At 41.3% G+C, this 24,180-nt stretch carries 28 protein-coding genes; all 28 read left to right on the top strand.

Features of this window, described 5'->3' with window-relative positions; translation table 11 throughout:
• Positions 1 to 131 precede the first annotated feature (131 nt).
• The 28 genes from topA to flhB all read left to right on the top strand — a co-directional run bounded on the left by topA (position 132) and on the right by flhB (position 24,159).
• Positions 132 to 2,207: a type I DNA topoisomerase gene (gene topA, locus UJ203_RS06625; RefSeq protein WP_044155905.1), complete on the top strand. Its 2,076-nt coding sequence runs from the start codon at positions 132 to 134 to the stop codon at positions 2,205 to 2,207.
• A 75-nt stretch (positions 2,208 to 2,282) separates the two neighbouring features.
• Positions 2,283 to 3,590 carry an FADH(2)-oxidizing methylenetetrahydrofolate--tRNA-(uracil(54)-C(5))-methyltransferase TrmFO gene (gene trmFO, locus UJ203_RS06620; protein ID WP_322009274.1) on the top strand — a complete coding sequence of 436 codons (1,308 nt, stop codon included), beginning with the start codon at positions 2,283 to 2,285 and terminating at the stop codon, positions 3,588 to 3,590.
• A gap of 67 nt (positions 3,591 to 3,657) precedes the next feature.
• Complete coding sequence (xerC, locus tag UJ203_RS06615) at positions 3,658 to 4,572, top strand: tyrosine recombinase XerC (RefSeq protein WP_322009272.1); 915 nt, start codon at positions 3,658 to 3,660, stop codon at positions 4,570 to 4,572.
• 12 nt (positions 4,573 to 4,584) lie between these two features.
• Complete coding sequence (gene clpQ / locus UJ203_RS06610) at positions 4,585 to 5,130, top strand: ATP-dependent protease subunit ClpQ (RefSeq protein WP_014663962.1); 546 nt, start codon at positions 4,585 to 4,587, stop codon at positions 5,128 to 5,130.
• 16 nt (positions 5,131 to 5,146) lie between these two features.
• Complete coding sequence (hslU, locus tag UJ203_RS06605) at positions 5,147 to 6,550, top strand: HslU--HslV peptidase ATPase subunit (protein WP_415859179.1); 1,404 nt, start codon at positions 5,147 to 5,149, stop codon at positions 6,548 to 6,550.
• Between the two features lie 38 nt (positions 6,551 to 6,588).
• Positions 6,589 to 7,368 carry a GTP-sensing pleiotropic transcriptional regulator CodY gene (gene codY, locus UJ203_RS06600; protein ID WP_003220850.1) on the top strand — a complete coding sequence of 260 codons (780 nt, stop codon included), beginning with the start codon at positions 6,589 to 6,591 and terminating at the stop codon, positions 7,366 to 7,368.
• A 379-nt stretch (positions 7,369 to 7,747) separates the two neighbouring features.
• A complete protein-coding gene (gene flgB / locus UJ203_RS06595; protein WP_322009268.1) occupies positions 7,748 to 8,137 on the top strand; it encodes a flagellar basal body rod protein FlgB in 390 nt (129 codons plus the stop codon).
• Positions 8,137 to 8,589, top strand: coding sequence for a flagellar basal body rod protein FlgC (gene flgC, locus UJ203_RS06590; RefSeq protein WP_044155899.1), 453 nt, complete (start codon positions 8,137 to 8,139; stop codon positions 8,587 to 8,589). The genes flgB and flgC overlap by 1 nt, the downstream gene beginning before the upstream one ends.
• Positions 8,590 to 8,599: 10 nt before the next feature.
• On the top strand, positions 8,600 to 8,920 hold the full coding sequence (fliE, locus tag UJ203_RS06585; RefSeq protein WP_024121395.1) for a flagellar hook-basal body complex protein FliE: 321 nt from the start codon (positions 8,600 to 8,602) through the stop codon (positions 8,918 to 8,920).
• Between the two features lie 45 nt (positions 8,921 to 8,965).
• Entirely contained in the window at positions 8,966 to 10,576 is a 1,611-nt protein-coding gene (gene fliF, locus UJ203_RS06580) for a flagellar basal-body MS-ring/collar protein FliF (RefSeq protein WP_322009265.1), read from the top strand.
• Between the two features lie 12 nt (positions 10,577 to 10,588).
• Positions 10,589 to 11,605 (top strand): flagellar motor switch protein FliG, encoded by a 1,017-nt coding sequence (fliG, locus tag UJ203_RS06575; RefSeq protein WP_003231981.1) that lies wholly within the window; start codon positions 10,589 to 10,591, stop codon positions 11,603 to 11,605.
• Positions 11,598 to 12,350 (top strand): flagellar assembly protein FliH, encoded by a 753-nt coding sequence (gene fliH / locus UJ203_RS06570; protein WP_322009262.1) that lies wholly within the window; start codon positions 11,598 to 11,600, stop codon positions 12,348 to 12,350. Before fliG ends, fliH begins: the two co-directional genes overlap by 8 nt.
• On the top strand, positions 12,347 to 13,663 hold the full coding sequence (fliI, locus tag UJ203_RS06565; RefSeq protein ID WP_095713837.1) for a flagellar protein export ATPase FliI: 1,317 nt from the start codon (positions 12,347 to 12,349) through the stop codon (positions 13,661 to 13,663). The genes fliH and fliI overlap by 4 nt, the downstream gene beginning before the upstream one ends.
• A 3-nt stretch (positions 13,664 to 13,666) precedes the next feature.
• Positions 13,667 to 14,110 (top strand): flagellar export protein FliJ, encoded by a 444-nt coding sequence (gene fliJ, locus UJ203_RS06560; RefSeq protein WP_322009259.1) that lies wholly within the window; start codon positions 13,667 to 13,669, stop codon positions 14,108 to 14,110.
• An 11-nt stretch (positions 14,111 to 14,121) separates the two neighbouring features.
• Positions 14,122 to 14,736 carry a MotE family protein gene (locus tag UJ203_RS06555; protein WP_059292785.1) on the top strand — a complete coding sequence of 205 codons (615 nt, stop codon included), beginning with the start codon at positions 14,122 to 14,124 and terminating at the stop codon, positions 14,734 to 14,736.
• An 11-nt stretch (positions 14,737 to 14,747) separates the two neighbouring features.
• Complete coding sequence (locus UJ203_RS06550; protein ID WP_322009256.1) at positions 14,748 to 16,223, top strand: flagellar hook-length control protein FliK; 1,476 nt, start codon at positions 14,748 to 14,750, stop codon at positions 16,221 to 16,223.
• Positions 16,211 to 16,636 (top strand): flagellar hook assembly protein FlgD, encoded by a 426-nt coding sequence (gene flgD, locus UJ203_RS06545; protein WP_322009254.1) that lies wholly within the window; start codon positions 16,211 to 16,213, stop codon positions 16,634 to 16,636. The genes UJ203_RS06550 and flgD overlap by 13 nt, the downstream gene beginning before the upstream one ends.
• A gap of 21 nt (positions 16,637 to 16,657) precedes the next feature.
• Positions 16,658 to 17,452: a flagellar basal body rod protein FlgG gene (gene flgG / locus UJ203_RS06540; RefSeq protein ID WP_024121402.1), complete on the top strand. Its 795-nt coding sequence runs from the start codon at positions 16,658 to 16,660 to the stop codon at positions 17,450 to 17,452.
• Positions 17,453 to 17,491: 39 nt separating this feature from the next.
• Positions 17,492 to 17,707: a flagellar FlbD family protein gene (locus UJ203_RS06535; protein WP_202853057.1), complete on the top strand. Its 216-nt coding sequence runs from the start codon at positions 17,492 to 17,494 to the stop codon at positions 17,705 to 17,707.
• Positions 17,704 to 18,126, top strand: coding sequence for a flagellar basal body-associated protein FliL (fliL, locus tag UJ203_RS06530; protein WP_202853056.1), 423 nt, complete (start codon positions 17,704 to 17,706; stop codon positions 18,124 to 18,126). The genes UJ203_RS06535 and fliL overlap by 4 nt, the downstream gene beginning before the upstream one ends.
• Positions 18,127 to 18,159: 33 nt before the next feature.
• The gene (gene fliM, locus UJ203_RS06525) at positions 18,160 to 19,158 is read left to right on the top strand and encodes a flagellar motor switch protein FliM (protein ID WP_010334255.1); all 999 of its coding nucleotides are present in this window, start codon (positions 18,160 to 18,162) and stop codon (positions 19,156 to 19,158) included.
• Positions 19,148 to 20,284 (top strand): flagellar motor switch phosphatase FliY, encoded by a 1,137-nt coding sequence (fliY, locus tag UJ203_RS06520; protein WP_202853055.1) that lies wholly within the window; start codon positions 19,148 to 19,150, stop codon positions 20,282 to 20,284. Before fliM ends, fliY begins: the two co-directional genes overlap by 11 nt.
• 27 nt (positions 20,285 to 20,311) lie before the next feature.
• Positions 20,312 to 20,674, top strand: coding sequence for a chemotaxis protein CheY (gene cheY / locus UJ203_RS06515; RefSeq protein ID WP_010334256.1), 363 nt, complete (start codon positions 20,312 to 20,314; stop codon positions 20,672 to 20,674).
• A gap of 14 nt (positions 20,675 to 20,688) precedes the next feature.
• Positions 20,689 to 21,348, top strand: a complete 660-nt coding sequence (gene fliZ / locus UJ203_RS06510; RefSeq protein ID WP_322009246.1) for a flagella biosynthesis regulatory protein FliZ — start codon at positions 20,689 to 20,691, stop codon at positions 21,346 to 21,348.
• The gene (fliP, locus tag UJ203_RS06505) at positions 21,341 to 22,006 is read left to right on the top strand and encodes a flagellar type III secretion system pore protein FliP (protein WP_024121406.1); all 666 of its coding nucleotides are present in this window, start codon (positions 21,341 to 21,343) and stop codon (positions 22,004 to 22,006) included. The genes fliZ and fliP overlap by 8 nt, the downstream gene beginning before the upstream one ends.
• A 14-nt stretch (positions 22,007 to 22,020) precedes the next feature.
• Positions 22,021 to 22,290 (top strand): flagellar biosynthesis protein FliQ, encoded by a 270-nt coding sequence (gene fliQ / locus UJ203_RS06500; RefSeq protein ID WP_010334259.1) that lies wholly within the window; start codon positions 22,021 to 22,023, stop codon positions 22,288 to 22,290.
• A gap of 7 nt (positions 22,291 to 22,297) precedes the next feature.
• On the top strand, positions 22,298 to 23,077 hold the full coding sequence (fliR, locus tag UJ203_RS06495; protein WP_024121407.1) for a flagellar biosynthetic protein FliR: 780 nt from the start codon (positions 22,298 to 22,300) through the stop codon (positions 23,075 to 23,077).
• Positions 23,077 to 24,159 (top strand): flagellar biosynthesis protein FlhB, encoded by a 1,083-nt coding sequence (flhB, locus tag UJ203_RS06490; protein ID WP_024121408.1) that lies wholly within the window; start codon positions 23,077 to 23,079, stop codon positions 24,157 to 24,159. The genes fliR and flhB overlap by 1 nt, the downstream gene beginning before the upstream one ends.
• The last annotated feature ends 21 nt before the right edge of the window (positions 24,160 to 24,180 follow it).

The raw sequence follows: 24,180 nt of genomic DNA, 5'->3' as shown, positions 1-24,180 counted from the left end.
ATTGTTTTCTATTTAAATAATGACGTTCATCATAAAGAATGAAATGTTGAAAGCCAAATAAAGACAGCTGCAAATATAAAATAAAATTTGAAATACTTGAAGAGAGAGAACACCTCTTGAGGGGGATGAAAATGTCTGATTATCTAGTCATCGTGGAATCGCCCGCTAAGGCGAAAACGATTGAACGTTACTTAGGTAAAAAATATAAAGTGAAAGCATCAATGGGACATGTCCGGGATCTTCCAAAAAGTCAAATGGGAGTTGACATAGAACAAAATTTCGAACCGAAATATATAACCATTCGAGGTAAAGGTCCGGTACTAAAAGAGCTGAAAACGGCTGCCAAAAAAGCTAAAAAAGTTTATCTCGCAGCCGACCCCGACAGAGAAGGGGAAGCGATTGCATGGCACTTGGCCCACAGCCTTGATTTGGATCTTCATTCAGACTGCCGTGTTGTGTTTAACGAAATTACGAAAGATGCAATTAAAGAATCATTTAAGCATCCCCGCATGATCAATATGGATTTGGTGGATGCACAGCAGGCGAGACGTATATTAGACAGGCTCGTTGGATATAAAATCAGCCCAATCCTTTGGAAAAAAGTCAAAAAAGGACTCAGTGCTGGCCGTGTTCAATCTGTTGCCCTTCGTTTAATTATTGATCGTGAAAAGGAAATTAACGACTTTAAGCCAGAGGAATATTGGACAATAGACGGCACGTTCTTAAAAGGACAGGAGACGTTTGAAGCGGGCTTTTTCGGTAAAAACGGCAAAAAACTTCCTTTAAAGAGTGAAGCGGATGTAAAAGACATACTTTCTCAGCTCAAAGGCAATAAGTATACAGTTGAAAAAGTAACTAAAAAGGAACGTAAACGTAATCCGGCCTTGCCATTTACAACTTCCACCCTTCAGCAGGAAGCAGCGCGTAAGCTCAATTTCAGAGCGAAGAAAACGATGATGATTGCGCAGCAATTATATGAAGGAATTGATCTTGGAAAAGAAGGAACTGTCGGTCTGATCACATATATGAGAACGGATTCAACCCGCATTTCCAATACAGCAGTTGATGAAGCGGCAGCGTTTATTGATCAAACGTACGGAAAAGAGTACTTAGGCGGCAAAAGAAAGCCCGCTAAAAAGAATGAAAATGCTCAGGATGCCCACGAAGCGATCCGTCCGACGTCGGTTCTTAGAAAACCAAGCGAATTAAAAGCAGTCCTTGGCAGAGATCAGCTGAGACTGTATAAATTAATTTGGGAGCGCTTTGTTGCCAGTCAAATGGCATCTGCTGTTTTAGATACAATGAGTGTTGATTTGACAAACAACGGTTTGACTTTTCGCGCAAACGGAAGTAAAGTCAAGTTTTCCGGGTTTATGAAAGTGTATGTTGAAGGCAAAGACGATCAATTGGAAGAAAAAGACCGGATGCTGCCTGACTTGCAAGAGGGAGACACTGTTTTATCTAAGGACATAGAACCGGAACAGCATTTTACCCAGCCGCCTCCGCGCTATACTGAGGCCCGTTTGGTTAAAACGCTTGAAGAACTCGGGATCGGCCGTCCTTCCACTTATGCTCCGACGCTTGATACGATTCAGCGGCGCGGGTACGTTGGTTTGGATAATAAACGGTTTGTTCCCACAGAATTAGGGCAGATCGTGCTTGAGCTGATCATGGAATTTTTCCCTGAAATCATTAACGTTGAGTTTACGGCAAAAATGGAAAAAGACCTTGATAATGTTGAGGAAGGCAATATAGAATGGGTACAGATTATTGATAACTTCTATACCGATTTTGAAAAGCGCGTGAAAAAAGCCGAATCAGAAATGAAGGAAGTTGAAATAGAACCAGAATATGCTGGAGAAGATTGTGAATTATGCAGTTCTCCTATGGTATATAAAATGGGCCGATACGGTAAATTCTTAGCTTGCTCCAATTTCCCCGATTGCCGGAATACAAAGCCGATTGTCAAACAAATCGGTGTGAAGTGTCCGAGCTGCGGAGAAGGAAATATTGTTGAGCGAAAATCGAAAAAGAAGCGGGTTTTTTACGGCTGTGACCGTTATCCGGACTGTGAATTCGTTTCCTGGGACAAACCAATTGAACGAAAATGTCCGAAATGCGGAAAAATGCTTGTTGAGAAAAAGCTCAAAAAAGGCATACAAGTCCAATGCGTGGAATGCGATTATAAGGAAGAACCACAGAAGTAGCGGTGAGCAGGGTCTTGCTCACCTTCTTTGTGTGTTAAAAGAAGACAATGAATAATAAACTAGGAGATGTGAAAGATGAATCAACAAACAGTGAATGTAATCGGAGCCGGACTCGCAGGCAGTGAAGCGGCGTGGCAGCTTGCCAAACGGGGGATTCAAGTCAGATTATATGAAATGCGCCCAGTCAAACAGACGCCTGCCCATCATACTGATAAATTTGCAGAACTGGTATGCAGCAACTCTTTACGCTCCAATACACTTGCTAACGCTGTAGGTGTATTAAAAGAAGAAATGCGTGCGCTTGATTCGGCAATTATTGCTGCGGCTGACGAATGCTCAGTGCCAGCCGGCGGCGCACTTGCTGTAGACCGGCATGAATTTGCGGCAAGTGTGACAAACCGGGTGAAAAACCATCCCAACGTTACCGTCGTTAATGAAGAAGTAACAGAAATACCTGAAGGACCAACGATTATCGCAACTGGTCCGTTAACTTCAGAATCATTGTCTGCACAGTTAAAAGAGCTTACTGGAGAGGACTATTTATACTTCTATGATGCAGCGGCGCCTATCGTAGAGAAAGACAGCCTTGACATGGATAAAGTGTATTTGAAATCCCGTTATGACAAGGGAGAAGCGGCTTATCTAAACTGCCCGATGACAGAAGAAGAGTTTGACCGTTTTCATGAAGCTTTGACATCAGCGGAAACTGTGCCGTTAAAAGAGTTTGAAAAAGAGATTTTCTTTGAGGGCTGCATGCCGATTGAAGTAATGGCAAAACGAGGAAAGAAAACAATGCTTTTCGGACCGATGAAGCCAGTGGGATTAGAGCATCCTGTTACCGGAAAACGTCCATATGCAGTCGTTCAGCTCAGACAGGATGATGCGGCGGGAACTCTCTATAATATTGTAGGATTCCAAACTCATTTAAAATGGGGAGACCAAAAGGAAGTCCTCAAATTGATTCCCGGACTTGAAAATGTGGAAATCGTCAGATACGGTGTTATGCACAGAAATACATTCATTAATTCTCCAAGCTTGTTAAAACCGACTTACCAATTTAAAAAACGGAAGGATTTGTTCTTCGCAGGACAAATGACGGGAGTAGAAGGATATGTGGAATCAGCTGCTTCTGGGCTTGTAGCAGGTATTAATGCGGCTAAACTTGTTTTAGGAGAAGAGCTTGTCACTTTTCCTCAGGAAACAGCAATAGGCAGTATGGCTCACTATATTACAACAACAAACCAGAAGAACTTCCAGCCGATGAATGCAAACTTTGGGCTTTTGAAAGATTTGCCTGTTAAAATTAAAAATAAAAAAGAGCGTAATGAACAGTACGCAAATCGGGCGATCGAGACAATTCAAACAATTTCGAAAACAATATAGGTATTGATTGCAACTTGATCGCGATTTGTGATACCATTTAAAAGCCCTTCCTGGGGAGGTATTTGGCATGGTGAATGTTAAGAATTTCGTAAAGTTATTCGTTGAATATTTACAAATTGAAAAAAATTATTCACAATATACTATTGTGAATTATGTGGATTCAATTGAAGAATTCGAGACTTTCCTGCGCGTTCAAGGTATAAATGGATTTGAAAAAGTTGCATATCAAGATACTAGAATTTTTTTGACGGAAGCCTATGAAAAGGGTTTATCGAGAAGAACAATCAGCAAAAAAATTTCTGCATTGAGAAGCTTTTACAAATTTCTGATGCGAGAAAAGCTTGTTGATGATAATCCGTTCCAGCTTGTTCATCTGCCGAAACAAGAGAAACGGATACCGAAGTTTCTATATCAAAAAGAGCTTGAGGAACTGTTTGAAGTTTCAGATATAAGCCAGCCGACCGGCATGAGGGATCAAGCGCTATTAGAGCTTCTCTATGCCACTGGAATGAGGGTCAGTGAATGCTCTTCCATAAGTGTTCACGATCTTGATTTATTTATGGATACAGTGCTTGTTCACGGGAAAGGCAAGAAGCAGCGTTATATCCCTTTTGGGTCTTACGCCCGCGAAGCGTTGAAGTTATATATGAATAGCGGAAGACAGTGCTTGCTGAAAAAAGCAAAAGAACCTCATGATCTATTATTCGTGAATCAAAGAGGCGGACCGCTTACAGCCCGAGGCATTAGGCACATTTTAAGCGGGCTTGTCAAAAAAGCGTCCGGCACTTTACATATCCATCCGCATATGCTTCGACATACGTTCGCCACTCATCTATTAAACGAAGGAGCAGATTTGAGGAGCGTTCAAGAACTGCTCGGGCATTCCAATCTGTCTTCGACACAGATATACACGCACGTTTCGAAGGAAATGTTGAGAAACACATATATGTCTCACCATCCAAGAGCTTTTAAGAAAAATTAAAGGAGGCCCTTTATGTCATCTTTTCATGCGACCACAATCTTTGCAGTACAGCATAAGGGACGAAGCGCAATGTCCGGAGACGGTCAAGTTACATTTGGTCAGGCTGTTGTAATGAAACATACTGCGAGAAAAGTAAGAAAACTGTTTAACGGCAAGGTTCTCGCAGGATTTGCGGGATCTGTTGCAGACGCTTTCACTCTATTCGAAAAGTTCGAAGCGAAACTTGAAGAATATAATGGCAACTTAAAACGGGCTGCTGTTGAGCTTGCAAAGGAATGGCGAAGCGACAAAGTGCTTAGAAAGCTTGAAGCCATGCTGATCGTTATGAATCAAGATACCTTGCTTCTCGTATCGGGAACGGGTGAGGTTATCGAGCCGGATGACGGCATTCTGGCAATTGGATCAGGCGGCAATTACGCTTTGGCAGCCGGAAGAGCGCTGAAAAAGCATGCCGGGGAGAGCATGACTGCAAGTGAGATTGCTAGAGCTGCGCTGGAAACAGCGGGCGAAATTTGTGTATACACGAACGATCAAATCATACTGGAAGAGCTTGAATAGAAAGGACTTGAGGCGCATGGAAAAAAAACCGTTAACACCAAGACAGATTGTAGATCGGTTAGACCAATACATCGTCGGTCAGCAAAACGCGAAAAAAGCTGTCGCCGTGGCATTAAGAAACCGCTATAGAAGAAGTCTCCTGGATGAAAAGCTGAAAGACGAGGTCGTTCCGAAAAACATTTTAATGATGGGGCCTACCGGGGTAGGGAAAACTGAAATTGCCAGACGAATCGCTAAGCTTTCAGGTGCGCCATTTATCAAAATTGAAGCAACAAAATTTACAGAAGTCGGCTATGTAGGCAGAGACGTTGAATCAATGGTCAGAGACCTTGTGGAAACTTCTGTTCGTCTTATAAAGGAAGAAAAAATCAACGAAGTGAAGGAGCAGGCAGAAGAAAATGCAAACAAACGCATTGTTCGCCTGTTAGTTCCAGGGAAGAAAAAACAATCAGGCGTTAAAAACCCGTTTGAAATGTTTTTCGGCGGCAGCCAGCCAAACGGCGAGGACGAAATGGAAAGCCAGGAAGAAGCAAACATTGAAGAAAAAAGAAAACGCATGGCTCATCAGCTGGCATTAGGAGAGCTCGAAGACCACTATGTTACTGTAGAAGTTGAAGAGCAGCAGCCTTCTATGTTTGACATGCTGCAGGGCTCGGGTATGGAGCAGATGGGCATGAATATGCAGGATGCACTGAGCGGATTGATGCCAAAGAAAAAGAAACGCCGTAAAATGACAGTCAGAGAAGCCAGAAAAGTCCTGACGAATGAAGAAGCAAGCAAACTCATCGATATGGATGAAGTCAGCCAGGAAGCTGTCCATCGGGCAGAAGAGAGCGGAATTATCTTTATCGACGAGATTGATAAAATTGCAAAAAACGGTGGCGCGTCATCTTCAGCTGATGTATCAAGAGAAGGTGTTCAGCGTGATATTCTCCCAATTGTTGAGGGTTCTACCGTTGTCACTAAATACGGTTCAGTTAAAACAGACCATGTATTGTTTATTGCAGCGGGAGCATTTCATATGGCCAAACCGTCTGATCTGATTCCTGAACTGCAAGGGCGTTTTCCAATTCGTGTAGAACTGAGCAAACTGACGGTTGACGATTTCGTGAGAATTTTAGTTGAACCCGATAACGCGCTCTTGAAACAATATCAGGCATTATTGCAGACAGAGGGTATATCTCTTGAATTTTCTGACGAAGCTATTCATAAGATTGCTGAAGTCGCCTATCATGTGAACCAGGAAACAGATAATATCGGTGCGAGACGCCTTCATACAATACTCGAACGTCTGTTAGAAGATCTCTCTTTTGAAGCTCCGGATGTAACAATGGAGAAAATAACGATTACACCGCAGTATGTGGAAGAAAAGCTCGGAACGATAGCTAAAAACAAAGATTTAAGTCAATTTATATTGTGAAAATTTAATAAGAGGAATGTTTAGGAGGATCATTTATCATGGCTTTATTACAAAAAACAAGAATTATTAACTCCATGCTGCAAGCTGCGGCAGGGAAACCGGTTAACTTTAAAGAAATGGCGGAAACGCTTCGGGATGTAATTGATTCCAATATTTTCGTTGTGAGCCGCAGAGGAAAACTTCTCGGCTACTCTATCAACCAGCAAATTGAAAATGACCGTATGAAAAAAATGCTTGAGGATCGCCAATTCCCAGAGGAATATACGAAGAATCTGTTCAACGTCCCTGAAACATCTTCTAACTTGGATATCAACAGTGAGTATACTGCTTTCCCTGTTGAAAACAGAGACTTGTTCCAAGCTGGTTTAACAACAATTGTGCCGATCATCGGAGGCGGAGAAAGATTAGGTACACTCATTCTTTCACGTTTACAGGATCAATTTAATGATGATGATTTAATTCTTGCTGAATACGGCGCTACAGTTGTCGGAATGGAAATTCTGAGAGAAAAAGCAGAAGAAATTGAAGAAGAAGCAAGAAGCAAAGCAGTCGTACAAATGGCAATCAGCTCTCTTTCTTATAGTGAGCTTGAAGCAATTGAACACATCTTTGAAGAGCTTGACGGAAACGAAGGTCTCCTTGTTGCAAGTAAGATTGCAGACCGTGTCGGCATTACCCGCTCAGTTATTGTTAATGCACTCAGAAAGCTTGAAAGCGCCGGTGTAATTGAGTCAAGATCATTAGGAATGAAGGGTACTTATATTAAAGTGCTCAACAACAAATTCCTGATTGAATTAGAAAATCTGAAATCCCATTAATAAAAAAAGAACCCCTTTTTAAGGGGTTCTTTTTTTATTCAAATAAAGGAAATCAATAAGCTTTATTTCCTGGGCGAAAAGTCTTTCTTTGTAATAATTTTAATAAAGTTTATTATTTTCTTCATAAAAACAGAAAAATGACGAAATAAATGGGGAAAATACAGAAATTCAGCTATTTTCAGCCTTATATCAATGTAAAAAACGTAGTTCAAATAATCTAGGACTATGTACCTAGTTGTAAAATAGATATATATGAGGACATTTTTTTACACGAACTTCATAGACTTTATGCCTGTTATTTCTTACAATAAGCATATGGTTTTACAAATCTCGACAAGGATATTGAGGGTGAAAAAAACTGAAATGGAGGTAAGTGGATTTGAGCTTATTTTCTGGAACGATACAAAATCTTGAAAATGCCTTGGGCAGAGCGAATATTAAGCAAAAAGTCATAACTAATAATATTGCTAATATAGATACACCGAACTATAAGGCAAAAAAAGCCTCTTTCCAAAATTTATTAGATCAAGAATCCTCTCGTCTCGAATCTATAAAAACAGACTATCGGCATGTTGATTTTTCTGATGCTGATTCAAATTATTCAATTGTAACGAGCGGAGATACATCTTATCAGCAAAACGGAAATAACGTTGACGTTGACAAAGAGATGACAGAACTAGCTGAAAATCAGATTAACTATCAAGCTTTAGTTGAAAGAATGAACGGCAAATTCAATTCTCTGAAGACCGTGCTAACAGGAGGAAAATAATGACAGCTTTTCAAAGCTTAAATGTTTCAGCATCAGCTTTAACAGCTCAGCGCCTCAGAATGGATGTTGTATCGTCTAACTTGGCGAATATGGATACGACAAGAGCCAAGCAGGTAAACGGTGAGTGGGTGCCTTACAGAAGGAAAATGGTTTCGCTTCAGTCAAAAGGTGAATCGTTCTCGTCGATTTTGAATTCTAAAATGAGCGGAAGCGGCAATGTCGGAAATGGGGTAAAGGTTACAAAAATCACTGAAGATAACTCTGATTTTAATCTGGTCTATGATCCGACTGACCCTGATGCAAACGCTGAAGGATATGTGCAAAAGCCGAATGTTGATCCATTAAAAGAAATGGTAGACCTTGTCAGCAGTACGAGATCATATGAGGCCAATGTCACAGCGATGAATGCCTCAAAGGGAATGCTGATGAAGGCTCTAGAAATCGGAAAGTAAGGTGATGAATGTGATCAATGCAATATCTCCTTTTCAGGTTCAAAATACTCAAAACACTCAAAATGCAACAAATCAATTAAACAATAGCCAAAAAACAGACTCTTCAAATCAAACAAGCTTTTCGGAGCTTTTAAAAAACTCTATAAGTTCGTTAAATGAGTCCCAAGTAGCTTCTGACAATATGACTAATGCCTTGGCTGCAGGAAAAGATGTGAATCTTGATGAGGTCATGATCGCCGCTCAAAAAGCAAGCATCTCTCTGACTGCTGCAACTGAGTTCCGCAACAAAGCTGTGGAAGCATACCAGGAGATTATGAGAATGCAAATGTAGGGGGTCTGACGAGAAAGAGAAAGAGTGGAATGACCGGGGGTTAACATGAATCGTACTCTAATGCAAATGAAAAACAAAACGAGTGAGTTTTGGAAAAATAGATCTAAATTACAAAAGGTTTTAATGATTAGTGCTTTAGCGGCAATTATCATTCTTGCCATTATTATCAGTATTTTTTCTTCTAATCAGAAAATGGCGCCGCTGTACAAAGATTTGTCAGCTGAAGAAGCCGGACAGATCAAAGAGGAATTGGATGCAAAAAAAGTGCCTAGCGAACTTTCAAATGGCGGTACGGTCATTAAGGTTCCGGAAGATCAGGTTGATTCACTGAAAGTTCAGCTGGCGGCAGAAGGGCTTCCTAAAACCGGATCAATTGATTACTCATTTTTTGGACAGAACGCCGGCTTTGGTTTAACAGATAATGAATTTGATATGGTGAAAGTCAAAGCCACACAAACGGAACTATCCAATCTGATTAATGAAATGGACGGTATCAAAAATTCAAAAGTAATGATTAACCTTCCGAAAGACGCTGTCTTTGTCGGTGAAGAGCAATCAGCAGCATCTGCTTCAATCGTCCTGCAGACTCAGCCTGGATACACTCTGGACCAAAGCCAGATCAACGGATTATATCATCTGGTATCAAAAAGTGTGCCGAACTTAAAAGAAGATAACATCGTCATCATGGACCAGAACTCTACATACTATGACAAAACAGACAGCGGTTCAGGGTCCTACGCTGATAGTTATTCTTCGCAGCAGGGAGTTAAATCCCAAGTTGAAAAAGACATTCAAAAACATGTTCAGTCATTGCTTGGAACGATGATGGGGCAGGACAAAGTTGTTGTTTCTGTCACGGCTGATATTGACTTTACAAAAGAAAATCGCACAGAAGACATCGTCGAGCCTGTTGACAAAGAAAACATGGAAGGCATCGCGGTCAGTGCTGAAAAAGTATCGGAAACATATCAGGGAGACGGCGCAGCTAATGGCGGAACTGCCGGAACCGGTGATGAAGATGTAACAAACTATCAAGCTGACGGTGGAAATACCGAAAGTGGGAACTACGAAAAAAGCAGTAATAAAATCAATTACGAGGTTAATCGAATCCATAAAGAAATAGCTGAAAGCCCTTATAAGGTAAGGGATTTAGGGATTCAAGTAATGGTAGAGCCGCCTGATGCCAAAAACACAGCGTCACTATCAACTGAAAGACAGGATGATATACAAAAAATCCTTTCAACTGTTGTCAGAACATCATTGGATAAGGATGAAACACAGAACCAGAACCTTTCTGATGAAGATATCAATAATAAAATTGTTGTCTCGGTTCAGCCTTTTGACGGAAAAGTAAGTCTTGATACTGATACGGAAAAATCCTCCGGTATCCCAATGTGGGTATATATCGTTGGGGGCGTTTTGATCGCAGTCATCATCATTCTGATCATTATGTTTATCAGAAAGAAACGCGTTCAAGAGGATGAATTTGAGGAATACACGTACGAAGTGCCTCAGGAGCCTATCAATTTGCCTGATATTAATGAAGAGGAAAATGAAACAGAGGAAACAGTCAGACGAAAACAGCTTGAAAAGATGGCGAAAGATAAGCCTGAAGACTTTGCAAAACTGCTGAGAAGCTGGCTGGCCGAGGATTAGGAGGGATTAGAAATGGCGAGACGTGATCAAGACAAGCTTACAGGAAAACAAAAAGCAGCCATTCTCATGATTTCCTTAGGTTTAGATGTGTCAGCTTCTGTATATAAGCATTTAACCGATGAAGAAATTGAAAGGCTTACCCTTGAAATATCAGGAGTTAGAAGTGTCGATCATCAAAAAAAGGATGAAATTATAGAGGAATTTCATAATATAGCGATTGCCCAGGATTATATTTCTCAGGGCGGATTAAGCTATGCCAGACAAGTTCTTGAGAAGGCGCTGGGAGAAGATAAGGCTGAAAACATACTAAACAGGCTGACTTCTTCTCTGCAAGTTAAACCATTTGACTTTGCCAGAAAAGCAGAGCCTGAACAAATTTTAAATTTCATCCAACAAGAGCATCCGCAAACGATGGCTTTAATCTTGTCTTACCTTGACCCTGTGCAGGCCGGACAAATTTTATCCGAGCTGAATCCTGAGGTACAGGCAGAAGTCGCAAGAAGGATTGCGGTAATGGACAGAACGTCACCTGAAATTATTAATGAAGTAGAACGGATTCTGGAACAGAAATTATCCTCCGCATTTACTCAGGATTATACACAAACCGGCGGAATCGAAGCTGTTGTTGAAGTGTTGAACGGTGTAGACAGAGGAACAGAAAAGACGATATTGGATTCCTTGGAAATTCAGGATCCTGATCTTGCTGAAGAAATCAAGAAGCGGATGTTTGTCTTTGAGGATATTGTTACCCTTGATAACCGAGCAATTCAGCGGGTTATACGCGATGTTGAAAACGACGATCTGCTCCTTTCATTAAAGGTGGCAAGCGAGGAAGTCAAAGAAATTGTATTCAACAATATGTCACAGCGTATGGTTGAAACGTTCAAAGAAGAAATGGAATTTATGGGCCCTGTACGTTTGAAGGATGTTGAAGAGGCTCAATCAAGAATTGTAAGCATCGTCAGAAAGCTTGAAGAAGCCGGTGAAATTGTTATAGCAAGAGGCGGAGGAGACGATATTATTGTCTAATATCATTAAACAAGAATCATCTTTTTCCCCACAGCAGGAAAGAAGGAAGCTTTCTTTACAAGAGGTTCGGATCGATAATTCACATCTTTTACAGACTGAAGAAAATCCGGAAGCGTTAATGGCCCGGATCAAAGAAGAAGCTGATCGGATTTCCGAGCAAGCGAACAGCCAGATGGAAGACATCCGCCGTCAAATTGAAAAGGAAAAAAATGATTGGGCGGCTGAAAAACAGCAGCTTATTGAAGAAGCGAAAACTGAAGGTTTCGAACAAGGTGTTGCATTAGGGAGATCTGAAGTCTTGCAACAGTATGCTGAGCTGATTGATCAGGCAAACAGCATAACAGAGATGTCCAGAAAAGCTGTAGAGGATAAGCTTGAAGATGCCTCCGGAGAAATCGTTGAGCTTGCCGTTGCGTTAGCTAAAAAAGTATGGCAGCAAAAATCTGATGATAAAGAGGCCTTTATCCTGCTTGTGAAACAGGTGGTAAACGAAGTAAAGGAATATGACGATATATCAATATATGTTGACCCTTATTACTATGAAACAGTTTTTCAGCATAAAGACGAAATCCAGCAGCTTCTTTACAAAGAATGCCGGCTGGGTTTATACGCCGATGAAAAAGCTGAAAAAGGATCATGCTATATAGAAACTCCTTTTGGAAGAGTTGATGCAAGCATTGATACCCAGCTGGTGCAACTGAAGCATAAGCTCCTCACAGCACTGGAAGCAGGTGCGGATCAATGAAGACACAGAGTCTGATAGATTGCATAGAAATGACAGACTCGTATAAGCGTTATGGAAAAGTGAAACGGGTGATCGGCCTGATGATCGAATCAAAGGGGCCGGCAAGCTCAATAGGCGACCTGTGCCTGATTTATGCAAAAGGTCAATCAGGTAAAGTCATCAAAGCTGAAGTTGTTGGATTTCAGGAAGAAAATATTTTGTTAATGCCCTATTTAGAGGCCGCTAGCATTGCCCCCGGGAGCATTGTTGAAGCCACTGGTGAATCTCTTCGTGTAAAGGTAGGAGCCGGTCTGATCGGACAAGTCATTGATGCGTTTGGCGAACCGCTCGACGGAAAACTTTTGCCGAAAGGACTTTCGCCTGTATCGACGGAGCAATCACCTCCTAACCCGATGAAACGCCCGCCTATCCGGGAAAAAATGGGTGTTGGAGTCAGGTCTATTGACAGTCTGCTGACTGTCGGAAAAGGCCAGCGGATTGGTATTTTCGCAGGAAGCGGCGTCGGGAAAAGCACATTAATGGGAATGATCGCTAAACAGACCGAAGCTGATTTGAACGTAATTGCACTCGTCGGAGAACGCGGTCGAGAGGTTCGGGAGTTTATTGAAAAAGACTTGGGAGCAGAGGGTCTGAAGCGGTCAATTGTAGTTGTTGCTACCTCAGACCAGCCTGCATTAACGAGGTTGAAAGCCGCTTATACGGCGACAGCCATTGCTGAGTACTTTCGTGATAAAGGACAAAATGTCATGTTTATGATGGATTCTGTCACAAGGGTGGCGATGGCTCAGAGGGAGATCGGACTTGCCGCTGGAGAGCCTCCGACGACAAAAGGATATACGCCCTCTGTGTTCGCTATTTTACCTCGTTTACTAGAGAGAACAGGTGCAAATGAACACGGAACAATCACAGCGTTTTATACAGTGTTAGTCGACGGAGATGACATGAATGAGCCTATTGCTGATACTGTTCGCGGAATCTTAGACGGACACATTGTGTTAGACAGGGCACTTGCTAATAAAGGCCAGTTTCCTGCCGTCAATGTGTTAAAAAGCATCAGCAGGGTGATGTCAAACATCTCGACAAAACAGCACTTAGACGCAGCGAATAAATTCCGTGAACTTTTATCAACGTATCAAAATTCTGAAGATCTCATTAATATTGGAGCTTACAAAAGAGGGTCCTCAAGAGAAATTGATGAGGCGATACAATTTTATCCGCAGCTTATTCAATTTCTGAAGCAGGGAACAGAAGAATCAGCATCATTGGAAGAAAGCATTGCTGCATTAACTAGTTTGACAGGAAATGAGGAATAGAACGTGGCCTATCAATTTAGATTCCAAAAGCTGCTGGAACTAAAAGAGAACGAAAAAGACCAGTCTTTGTCTGAGTATCAGCAATCAGTTTCTGAATTTGAAACTGTAGCGGAGAAACTATATGAGAATATGAGCAAAAAGGAATTGCTTGAGCAAAATAAAGAAAACAAACTGAAAAGCGGGATGAGCGTTCAAGAGATGAGGCATTATCAGCAATTTGTCTCAAATCTTGAAAACACCATTTATCACTACCAAAAGCTCGTCATTTTGAAAAGGAATCAAATGAACCAAAAGCAAGAAGTGTTAACAGAAAAAAATATTGAAGTGAAGAAGTTTGAAAAGATGCGTGAAAAACAGTTTAAAATGTTTGCTCTTGAAGACAAAGCTGCAGAGATGAAAGAAATGGACGATATTTCGATCAAGCAGTTTATGATTCAAGGCCATTAGGAGCGAATGTAATGTCCGGCAAAAAGAAAGAATCAGGTAAGTTCCGATCGGTTTTGCTGATCATTATCCTTCCGCTGATATTTCTGCTTATAGCAGGGGGGATTGTTCTCTGGGCGGCTGGTGTCAATGTCTTAAAGCCGATACAGGAAGCTGCAGCCAAAACGCCAGTTCTTAAAGAATTGGTTCCTGAGACCGAAGATAAAAAAGATACATCATCAGCAGCTAAGAATAACAGTAATACGGCGGCTCTGGAAAAAACCATTAAGGATCAAAAAAGTGAGATCAGTATATTGAATAAGGATTTGGATACAAGCAAATCTGAAATAGACAGGCTGAATCAAAAAATACGTTCTCTTGAAAAAACAGCGGAAGACCAAAAAAAGACATCGAAGGATAACACAGAAGGTTCATCAAGTTCTGATAAAGCTTCTGATGATAAAGTCATCAGTGTTTATAAAAGCATGGACAGCGGAAAGGCTGCTAAAATCATTGCCCAATTAAAGGAGAAAGAAGCGCTGAAAATATTGAATGGACTGAGCAAAAAGCAGCTTGCTGAAATTTTGGCAAAAATGACTCCTGAGCAAGCGGCAACATATACAGAAAAAATTGCTGCCAGCCAAGAATAGGGGGAATAAAGGTGAAGCTGCTTGAATTAGCCGGACCTCGGCTGCAAACTACAGCAGGGACAGCTGCTAAATCAATCAAAAATAGCCAGGGAGTTTTTCAAAATTGGCTTATGTCTGAAGCCGGCTCGAAAGAACCTTCATCACAAGGAAATGGGACTCTGACTGACGATCAGCTTTTAAAAGATGCATGTAAAAAGATCAGTGATTGGCTAAATGCAACTCCTGAAAACCAAGACAAGCAAAAAGCCGATCTTCTGCAAACGTTAAGTAAACTAACAGGAAAGCAGCTGGATGAATCCGCTCAGCAAATGTTACAGAACCTGCTGCAAGCAGTTGAATTAAAATTGGCTGACGGAACTGATCAACTGCACATGGGGCAAATACTTGCAGACAAAACCATTTCTGAAGAGAAAACTGCTCTGACTGCAAAGAATTCAGCTGGTGATGCCGCTACTGATGAATTCAAGTCTGACAGAGAGCAAGAAGTTCAGGGAAATGAGGCATCAGCAGAAGATGTTAAAACGCTTATTCATATCCAAATGCTTATCAGTCAGCTTTTAGAAGGAAATAAAATGACTGACCGTGATCATCAAGCTCATACTGTCTACAAAAATGGAGATGAATTTCTTTCGGCATTAGATAAAAAGGGCATATCGGAACAGCTTATTCAGGATCTTAAACAGCAGATATTTACAAAAGACGAGTCAAGTTCAAAGCTTTATACGATGTCAAAGTCAGAGCTGAAAAGTTTTCAAAGCTTAATGGAACAGATGTCAGTGCTTCCTCAAAAAGGGACGAAGGAATGGAATATAGCTGAAAGTCAGCTGAAAGCTTTTTTGTTATCGAAATCATCCGAATCGTCACTAGAGGTCGGAAAACGTGCCCTTTCGCCGGACACTCTGACATCAGGTAATAAAAGTACGGCAGATTCCTCTGTAAGTATTCAGCCCATAGATAGTAAGTCAGGAATTCAAATGATGTTTTCAGGCTACCGGAGCACCGGAGGAGTTCAGGCACTGGATTTGCAGCTCTCATCTGATTTGCATGCAGCCGAAACGAAAACCGTTGCTGATCAAGTGATCAGTGCATGGAAGCAGATGAAATATACACCCTTTGGGAGGTCAACCGGCAGTTTTACAATTCGGCTGAACCCTGAACATTTAGGATTTGTCACAATTAAGCTGACAAATGAAAATGGAATGTTCCAGAGTAAAATCATTGCATCCAGCCAATCTGCAAAAGAGCTGCTCGAACAACATCTGCCTCAGCTGAAGCAATCACTGCCGAATATGGCTGTCCAAGTAGACCGTTTTACATTGCCGATTCAAAGCGGAGACCAGCCGATATATGGCCAGCTTGCTGATGAACAGAAACAGCAGCAAGAGGGACAGAAGCAGCAAAGACAGAAAAAGCAATCAAACGAGTTTGGAGACTTGCTTGATGAAGTGTCAATGGCTGAATTGGAGGAAGAAGAATGGCATCAATAAGCTCAGAATATAAATTGCCTGAAAAAACAAGCAGCACTGCCGCTGCAAGCAACAGCAGCCTGGGAAAAGACGAGTTTTTAAAAATATTAATGACTCAAGTCCAAAACCAAGATCCGCTTAATCCGGTTGATGACAAAGAATTTATCAGCCAGATGGCGACTTTTTCAAGCCTGGAACAGATGATGAATCTGAATACGACGATGACTAAATTCGTTGAAAACCAAGATCCGTTTACAACGTATGTTGATTGGATGGGAAAAGAAGTATCTTGGACTGATGGTAAAAGTGCGACAGATAAAACAGGCACAGTAAGCTCTGTTAAACATTCTAAAGGAAATTATTATCTCGTTCTTGATGATGGGACCGAGATCAGTCCGGCGAATGTCATGTCTGTGGGACAATCATCTAAATAAAAACATCTGGGGGAATATATTATGTTACGTTCACTTTATTCTGGAATTAGCGGTATGAAAAACTTTCAAACAAAACTTGATGTTATCGGCAATAACATTGCCAACGTGAATACAGTGGGATTCAAAAAGAGCCGGGTTACCTTTAAAGATATGGTAAGTCAAACGATTGCCGGCGGTTCTGCTGCTGGTGCAACAATCGGCGGAACAAACTCTAAGCAGATCGGTTTAGGTTCATCATCTGGCACAATTGATACCATCCATTCAACAAGCGCGACACAAAGCACAGGAAGAACGCTTGATTTAGCGATTGACGGCGACGGTTATTTTCAAATCGATACAGGTGATGGAACGGCTTACACAAGAGCCGGAAACTTCTATTTAGATAATACCGGAACATTGGTGACTGGTGACGGCTACCATGTGTTAAATATGACGGGAGGAACAATAAAAATTCCTCTAGATGCCCAAAGCTTTAGTATCGGATCTGATGGAAAAGTGTCAATTGTTGATGCTGGCGGTAAACCACAAGATGGCGGTCAGATCGGGATTGTTACTTTTGCAAACAGTGACGGCTTAGATAAAATTGGAAGCAACTTGTATCGTGAATCTTTGAACTCTGGAACTGCTAGTGCAGCTAATCAGCCTGGTGATGGCGGTACAGGTGCCTTGAAGTCAGGATTTATAGAAATGTCTAACGTTGATTTAACAGACGAGTTTACTGAAATGATTGTTGCTCAGCGCGGGTTCCAATCAAACTCCAAGATTATTACAACATCGGATGAAATCCTTCAAGAGCTGGTAAACCTTAAACGTTAAGGAGGGAGGGGAGGCGAGTAATCGCTTCTCCGCTGTTTTATGATTAAAGTAACCCGTTTAAATGGGCAGCCCTTTACGCTGAATGCGTTATTTATTGAACAGATTGAATGCTTTCCGGATACTACAATCACACTGTCGAACGGTAAGAAGTTTGTAGTAAAAGAAAATGAAGAAGCTGTTCTGGAGAAGATTGCGTCTTTCTATCAAAAAATACAAATATTTTCAATGGACCATGGAATAGAGGAACCGGAATGAAGAAAAAATTATTGATCATTTTACTAATTATTCTTATCGTAATTGGTGCTCTCGGGACGGCGGCTTATTTTGTTTTAGGCGGAAAGTCCGAAAAAAGTGAGGCAAAACGGAGTATTGATGAAATCGTTGCATCTTCTGTTGATGTAGCAGAAATTACAACGAATTTAAAGTCCGATAACATTATTCGCTTAGCGATTAAACTTGAAACTGACTCTGATAAATCAAAAGAAGAGCTTGAAAAACGTGATTTTCAAGTGAAAGATGCTGTTATATCACTGCTGGCTGATACGAATGCTGATGAGATTGAGGGAGACAAGGGAAAAGAAACCTTTAAGAAGGAACTAAAAGATAAAGTGAATAGCTACCTCCAAGAAGGAAAAGTAGAAAAAGTGTATATTACCTCTTTTAATCTGCAATAAAGCATAATTTGACAGAATACGGAGGTGAGGAAAATGTCAGGAGAAGTTCTCTCCCAAAATGAAATAGATGCACTGCTTTCTGCAATATCAACGGGTGAAATGGATGCTGAAGAGCTGAAAAAAGAAGAAAAAGAGAAAAAAGTAAAGGTTTATGATTTCAAACGCGCGCTGCGGTTTTCTAAAGACCAAATCCGCAGTTTAACAAGAATTCATGACAATTTTGCAAGACTTCTTACAACTCACTTTTCTGCTCAGCTCAGAACATATATCCATATATCGGTCAGCTCTGTTGATCAGGTTCCATACGAGGAATTTATCCGATCCATACCGAATATGACGATCCTGAATTTATTCGATGTCCATCCGATGGAAGGCAGAATTATGATGGAAGTTAACCCGACAATTGCCTATACGATGATGGATCGTGTGATGGGGGGCATCGGGATCAGTCACAATAAGGTTGATAGTTTAACAGAAATTGAAACAAAAATTATTTCTAATTTATTTGAAAATGCACTGGGAAATTATAAAGAAGCTTGGCAGTCCATTGCTGATATTGAACCCGAAATGACTGAGTTTGAAGTGAATCCGCAATTTGTTCAGATGGTATCTCCTAATGAAACGGTTGTTGTTATTTCACTCAACACACAAATCGGCGAAATCAGCGGAGTCATTAATCTTTGTATCCCGCATATCGTCCTCGAGCCGCTCATACCAAAGCTTTCGGTCCATTATTGGATGCAATCAGAAAGAAATGAACCGAAACCTGAGGAAACAAAGTCGCTTGAAAAACGTATCATGACAGCACAAATACCTGTCGTGGCCGAACTCGGCACATCTGAACTGACAATAGAAGAGTTTTTAAGTTTAGAAGTCGGAGACTGCATAACTTTGGACAAATCAGTAACAGATCCTCTTACTGTATTGGTCGGAGATAAGCCGAAATTTTTAGGACAGGCCGGCCGGGTGAATCGAAAACAGGCAGTGCAAATTTTAGACCACGACATAAGAGGTGAACAAGATGGAGAATAACAGATTATCTCAAGATGAGATTGACGCGCTTCTTAACGGCACGAGCAGCACACCTGACGAGCCTGAGGCTACGGAAGTGCATGACTTATCGGACATGGAGCGTGATGCGATCGGTGAAATCGGAAATATTTCATTCGGCAGTTCAGCGACCGCTTTATCCACGCTTTTAAATCAAAAAGTTGATATTACGACTCCAAACGTAACTGTCATCCCAAGAAGCAAAATCAGTGATGCGTTTCCTGAACCGTATGTTGCAATTGAAGTGAATTATACGGAAGGTTTCAGCGGCAGCAACCTGCTAGTCGTCGAACAAAGTGACGCGGCGATTATTGCGGACCTAATGATCGGGGGAGACGGGAAAGGGGCAGATCCTTCACTTGGAGAGATCCATTTGAGCGCGGTTCAAGAAGCGATGAACCAAATGATGGGGTCGGCAGCAACGTCAATGTCTACTGTATTCAGTAAAAAAATTGATATTTCACCCCCGCGTGTAGAACTGCTTGATGTAAATGAAGAAAAAGGTACAGACCGTATTCCTGCTGATGAAATGCTGGTTAAAGTTTCTTTCCGCTTGAAGGTGGGCGAGTTAATAGACTCTAACATCATGCAGCTATATCCGCTGACATTTGCTAAAGATTTGATCTCGAGCCTTATGAACACGGAGGAAAGTCCAGCTGAAGAAACAACGCCGGAGCCTGAGGTTACATATGAACAGCCGAAAGAGCCTGTGATGTCCGAGCCGCGGAACGAACCACAGCAGCAAGCGCCGGCTAAAAGGCAGGGGAAACCGAAGAAAGCCGCGCCTGTTCAAGTTTCACCAGTGGAATTTTCATCATTTGATCCAAATGAGAGCACACAAGCTCCTATAAACAATCTGGATATGCTTTTGGATATCCCGCTTTCGATCACTGTTGAACTCGGCAGAACGAAAAGAAGTGTAAAAGAAATTTTAGAACTTTCAGCCGGAAGTATTATTGAGTTGGATAAATTAGCCGGTGAGCCGGTAGATATTTTAGTGAATCAGCGTATTGTCGCCAAAGGCGAAGTCGTGGTCATTGAGGAAAACTTCGGAGTAAGGGTCACTGACATATTAAGCCAGGCAGAACGCATTAATAATTTAAAATAAAGAAACACGAGGAGAGAGAAAAAAATTATGGCACATAGAATTTTAATTGTAGATGACGCAGCATTTATGAGAATGATGATCAAAGATATTTTGGTAAAAAACGGTTTTGACGTAGTGGCAGAAGCCGAAAATGGCGCTCAGGCTGTAGAAAAATTTAAAGAGCATTCTCCTGACTTAGTTACAATGGATATCACAATGCCAGAAATGGACGGTATTACTGCACTAAAAGAAATTAAACAAATTGATGCTCAAGCTAAAATCATTATGTGTTCTGCCATGGGGCAGCAATCAATGGTTATCGATGCTATTCAAGCCGGCGCTAAGGATTTTATCGTAAAACCTTTCCAGGCGGACCGTGTGCTTGAAGCAATCAACAAAACATTAAGCTAAAGGGTGTACGACTGTTGAAAAAGAGTCAATGTTTCATTGCTTTTATATGTTTTTTCATTTTATTCAGTGTGCATCCGCTTGCTGCTGATGCGGCGGCATCTGATGATTCAACTGTAAACGAATGGTTTCAAAAGAAAGAGGAAAAGACCGCAGATAAGCCAGAGCAAAAGAAAGAAAAAACGGCACAAATTGCTGATGAGACGGAGGGAGCTGCTGCTCCTTCTGTTTCAGCTTTTGATTTTGTGAAGATGATTTTCGCTTTATTGTTTGTCATCGCGCTGATTTACGGGCTTGTTAAGCTTATGAACAAAAGAAACCGGCTGCTAAAGCCTTTTCAATATGTTGAAAATATCGGCGGAACATCGGTTGGCCAAAACCGATCTATCCAATTGATTAAAGTCGGCAACAGTGTTCTCGTCGTTGGGGTAGGAGAGACGATCCAGCTCCTTAAAGAAATTGAGGATGAAAAGGAAATCGAAGTCATACTCAGCCAGCATGAAGAGGCGATGTCAAGCAAAATAGAGTGGCAAAAGCTTGTCAAACCCCTAAAGGGTTCCGAGAATCAGCCGCAGCAAAAGCTGCCTTCATTTTCAAAAGCATTAAAAGAGCAGCTTGAAGAGCTAAAACAAAACCGTTCAGAAGGAAAAAAGAAAGGCCCACGTCATCATGAATGAGTTTATAAATATTTTCAGTTCTAGCGATCCGGGTAACGTCAGTTCAACTGTTAAATTACTATTATTGTTAACTGTATTTTCAGTGGCGCCTGGAATATTGATTCTTATGACTTGTTTTACCCGCATCGTCATCGTTCTGTCGTTTGTCAGAACTTCACTGGCGACGCAATCAATGCCGCCCAACCAGGTCCTTATCGGCCTTGCGCTATTTTTAACATTTTTTATTATGGCTCCTACTTTTTCAGAGATTAATAAAGAAGCGCTGACACCATTGATGGACAATAAAATCAGTTTGGACGAAGCGTATACAAAAGCTGAGGAACCGATTAAAGAATTTATGAGTAAGCACACAAGACAGAAGGATTTGGCACTGTTTATGAATTACGCGAAAATGGATAAACCCGAATCATTAAAAGATATTCCTCTTACAACGATGGTTCCCGCTTTTGCCATTTCGGAGCTCAAAACAGCGTTTCAAATAGGCTTTATGATTTTTATCCCCTTTTTAATTATTGATATGGTAGTGGCGAGCGTTCTGATGTCAATGGGGATGATGATGCTCCCTCCAGTTATGATTTCTCTGCCCTTTAAAATTTTACTTTTTGTTTTAGTAGACGGCTGGTATTTAATTGTGAAATCTTTGCTTCAGAGCTTTTAGGGTAGGTGCTAAACGTGAATTCAGAATTTGTAATTTCTATGGCGGAAAAAGCCGTATATGTAACGCTGATGATCAGCGCGCCTCTGCTTGCGATCGCCTTATTGGTCGGATTAATCGTCAGCATCTTTCAGGCGACAACTCAAATCCAGGAACAGACTTTGGCGTTTATTCCCAAAATCGTGGCAGTCCTCTTGGCACTGATTTTTTTCGGGCCATGGATGCTGTCGACCATCCTTTCGTTCACAACAGAGCTGTTTTCTAATTTAAATCGTTTTGCAGGGTAATACAGTGATGAATTCGATTATTGATTTATTTCCTGCTTTTTTATTGGTTTTTATTAGAATCTCTGCTTTTTTTGTAACGGTTCCGCTATACGGCCACAGAAACGTTCCGGCTGTTCATCGTATCGGATTTGCTTTTTTTCTTGCAGTCATTTGCTTCAGTACGATTGATAAACCTCCGTCTTTGGAGGTTGACGAGCAATATATGCTGCTGGCGTTTAAAGAAGCTTTGGTGGGTCTGTGTCTTGGTTTGATTGCTTATATGATGATTGCTGCTGTTCAGATAGCCGGTTCGTTTATTGATTTTCAGATGGGTTTTTCAATTGCGAACGTTATCGATCCGCAAACGGGCGCACAGAGTCCATTGATCGGCCAGTTTATCTATACGATGGCTCTTTTGTTTATGCTGAGTGTCAATGCGCATCATTTGCTGCTGGACGGTATTTACTACAGCTTTCAGTATATTTCGGTTGATCAGGCATTTCCGAATTTTGGCGATGAAAAGTTTGCTTATCTTATCGCCAAAAGCTTTAATGCAATGTTTATTATCGCATTTCAAATGTCGGCGCCGGTTGTTGCCAGTTTGTTTCTTGTGGATCTTGCATTAGGCATCGTGGCCCGGACAGTTCCGCAATTAAATGTATTTGTCGTCGGTCTGCCTTTAAAGATTGCTGTCAGTTTTATCATGCTCATCGTGTGTATGTCCGTTATCTTCGTCGTTGTTCGGAATGTTTTCGGCTTAACGATTGAAACGATGCGGAATCTTTTAGCATTGGTCGGTGTTTCTTAATGAAGCTAAGAATTGACCTCCAATTTTTTGCGGGAGAAAAAACAGAGAAAGCCACTCCGAAAAAACGGAAGGATACTAGAAAAAAAGGGCAGGTTGCAAAAAGCTCTGATGTGAATACTGCCGTTTCGTTATTAGTCATCTTCCTTTCGTTTATTGCGATCGGCCCGTATATGAGAGACCGGCTGCTGTCATTTATAGAGACATTTTACACGGAGTCACTCACAATGAAGCTCTCAGAATCAAATGTGCACATCCTGTTTATCAGCTTATTAAAGGATACTGGCATCGTACTTGCTCCGATTCTGCTTGTTGCCCTTGTTGCAGGAGTTGTAAGCAACTATATGCAGGTGGGATTTTTATTTTCTACGGAAGTGATCCAGCCTAAGCTTGAAAAATTGGATCCGATAAAAGGCTTTAAACGGATATACAGCATGAGGGCGATTGTAGAGCTGCTGAAATCGATTTTGAAAATTGCTGTTGTAGGGTTTGCGGCGTTTGTTGTGCTTTGGATGCACTATGGAGAAATTCTCCGCCTTCCGCTTCTGACACCTGAAGAGGCACTTTCCTTTGTTTCAAAACTCACCCTGTGGATGGGGCTGAGCGGAGCAGGGGCTTTGTTGATTCTTGCCGGACTCGATTATTTGTATCAGAGATTTGACTATGAGAAAAATATCAAAATGTCAAAGCAGGATATAAAAGATGAGTACAAAAAATCTGAGGGAGATCCGATTATTAAGTCTAAAATTAAGCAACGACAGCGGGAAATGGCGATGAGGCGGATGATGCAGGAAGTGCCGAAAGCTGATGTCATCATCACAAACCCGACTCACTATGCGATCGCACTTAAATATGACGAAGAAAAAATGGACGCGCCATACATTGTTGCAAAAGGTGTTGACCACCTTGCATTAAAAATAAGGAAGATTGCTAAAGAGCATGATGTCATGATGGTAGAAAACAGGCCGCTTGCCCGTGCGTTATATGATCAGGTTGAAATTGACCAGGCAGTGCCGGAAGAGTTTTTTAAAGTCTTGGCAGAAATCTTGGCGTACGTATTTAAAACGAAACAAAAAGTAAATTGAATTTTACGATTCAAAAGGAGA

The organism is Bacillus sp. V26, from assembly GCF_034296245.1.
Taxonomy (GTDB): Bacteria; Bacillota; Bacilli; order Bacillales; family Bacillaceae; genus Bacillus; species Bacillus halotolerans.
The sequence above is the reverse complement of the archived record's forward strand: the minus strand, read 5'-3'. Positions and strand labels throughout refer to the sequence as shown.

Excerpts from the sequence above, each read along its gene's own strand:
- flgD (WP_322009254.1), top strand. The coding sequence starts at position 16,211 with ATGGCATCAATAAGCTCAGAATATAAATTGCCTGAAAAAACAAGCAGC.
- hslU (WP_415859179.1), top strand. The coding sequence starts at position 5,147 with ATGGAAAAAAAACCGTTAACACCAAGACAGATTGTAGATCGGTTAGAC.
- clpQ (WP_014663962.1), top strand. The coding sequence starts at position 4,585 with ATGTCATCTTTTCATGCGACCACAATCTTTGCAGTACAGCATAAGGGA.
- trmFO (WP_322009274.1), top strand. The coding sequence starts at position 2,283 with ATGAATCAACAAACAGTGAATGTAATCGGAGCCGGACTCGCAGGCAGT.
- fliL (WP_202853056.1), top strand. The coding sequence starts at position 17,704 with ATGAAGAAAAAATTATTGATCATTTTACTAATTATTCTTATCGTAATT.
- fliY (WP_202853055.1), top strand. The coding sequence starts at position 19,148 with ATGGAGAATAACAGATTATCTCAAGATGAGATTGACGCGCTTCTTAAC.
- fliF (WP_322009265.1), top strand. The coding sequence starts at position 8,966 with ATGAATCGTACTCTAATGCAAATGAAAAACAAAACGAGTGAGTTTTGG.
- flgC (WP_044155899.1), top strand. The coding sequence starts at position 8,137 with ATGACAGCTTTTCAAAGCTTAAATGTTTCAGCATCAGCTTTAACAGCT.
- fliG (WP_003231981.1), top strand. The coding sequence starts at position 10,589 with ATGGCGAGACGTGATCAAGACAAGCTTACAGGAAAACAAAAAGCAGCC.
- fliP (WP_024121406.1), top strand. The coding sequence starts at position 21,341 with ATGAATGAGTTTATAAATATTTTCAGTTCTAGCGATCCGGGTAACGTC.
- xerC (WP_322009272.1), top strand. The coding sequence starts at position 3,658 with ATGGTGAATGTTAAGAATTTCGTAAAGTTATTCGTTGAATATTTACAA.
- flhB (WP_024121408.1), top strand. The coding sequence starts at position 23,077 with ATGAAGCTAAGAATTGACCTCCAATTTTTTGCGGGAGAAAAAACAGAG.
- UJ203_RS06555 (WP_059292785.1), top strand. The coding sequence starts at position 14,122 with ATGTCCGGCAAAAAGAAAGAATCAGGTAAGTTCCGATCGGTTTTGCTG.
- fliI (WP_095713837.1), top strand. The coding sequence starts at position 12,347 with ATGAAGACACAGAGTCTGATAGATTGCATAGAAATGACAGACTCGTAT.
- fliR (WP_024121407.1), top strand. The coding sequence starts at position 22,298 with ATGAATTCGATTATTGATTTATTTCCTGCTTTTTTATTGGTTTTTATT.
- codY (WP_003220850.1), top strand. The coding sequence starts at position 6,589 with ATGGCTTTATTACAAAAAACAAGAATTATTAACTCCATGCTGCAAGCT.
- fliM (WP_010334255.1), top strand. The coding sequence starts at position 18,160 with ATGTCAGGAGAAGTTCTCTCCCAAAATGAAATAGATGCACTGCTTTCT.
- cheY (WP_010334256.1), top strand. The coding sequence starts at position 20,312 with ATGGCACATAGAATTTTAATTGTAGATGACGCAGCATTTATGAGAATG.
- UJ203_RS06535 (WP_202853057.1), top strand. The coding sequence starts at position 17,492 with ATGATTAAAGTAACCCGTTTAAATGGGCAGCCCTTTACGCTGAATGCG.
- flgG (WP_024121402.1), top strand. The coding sequence starts at position 16,658 with ATGTTACGTTCACTTTATTCTGGAATTAGCGGTATGAAAAACTTTCAA.
- topA (WP_044155905.1), top strand. The coding sequence starts at position 132 with ATGTCTGATTATCTAGTCATCGTGGAATCGCCCGCTAAGGCGAAAACG.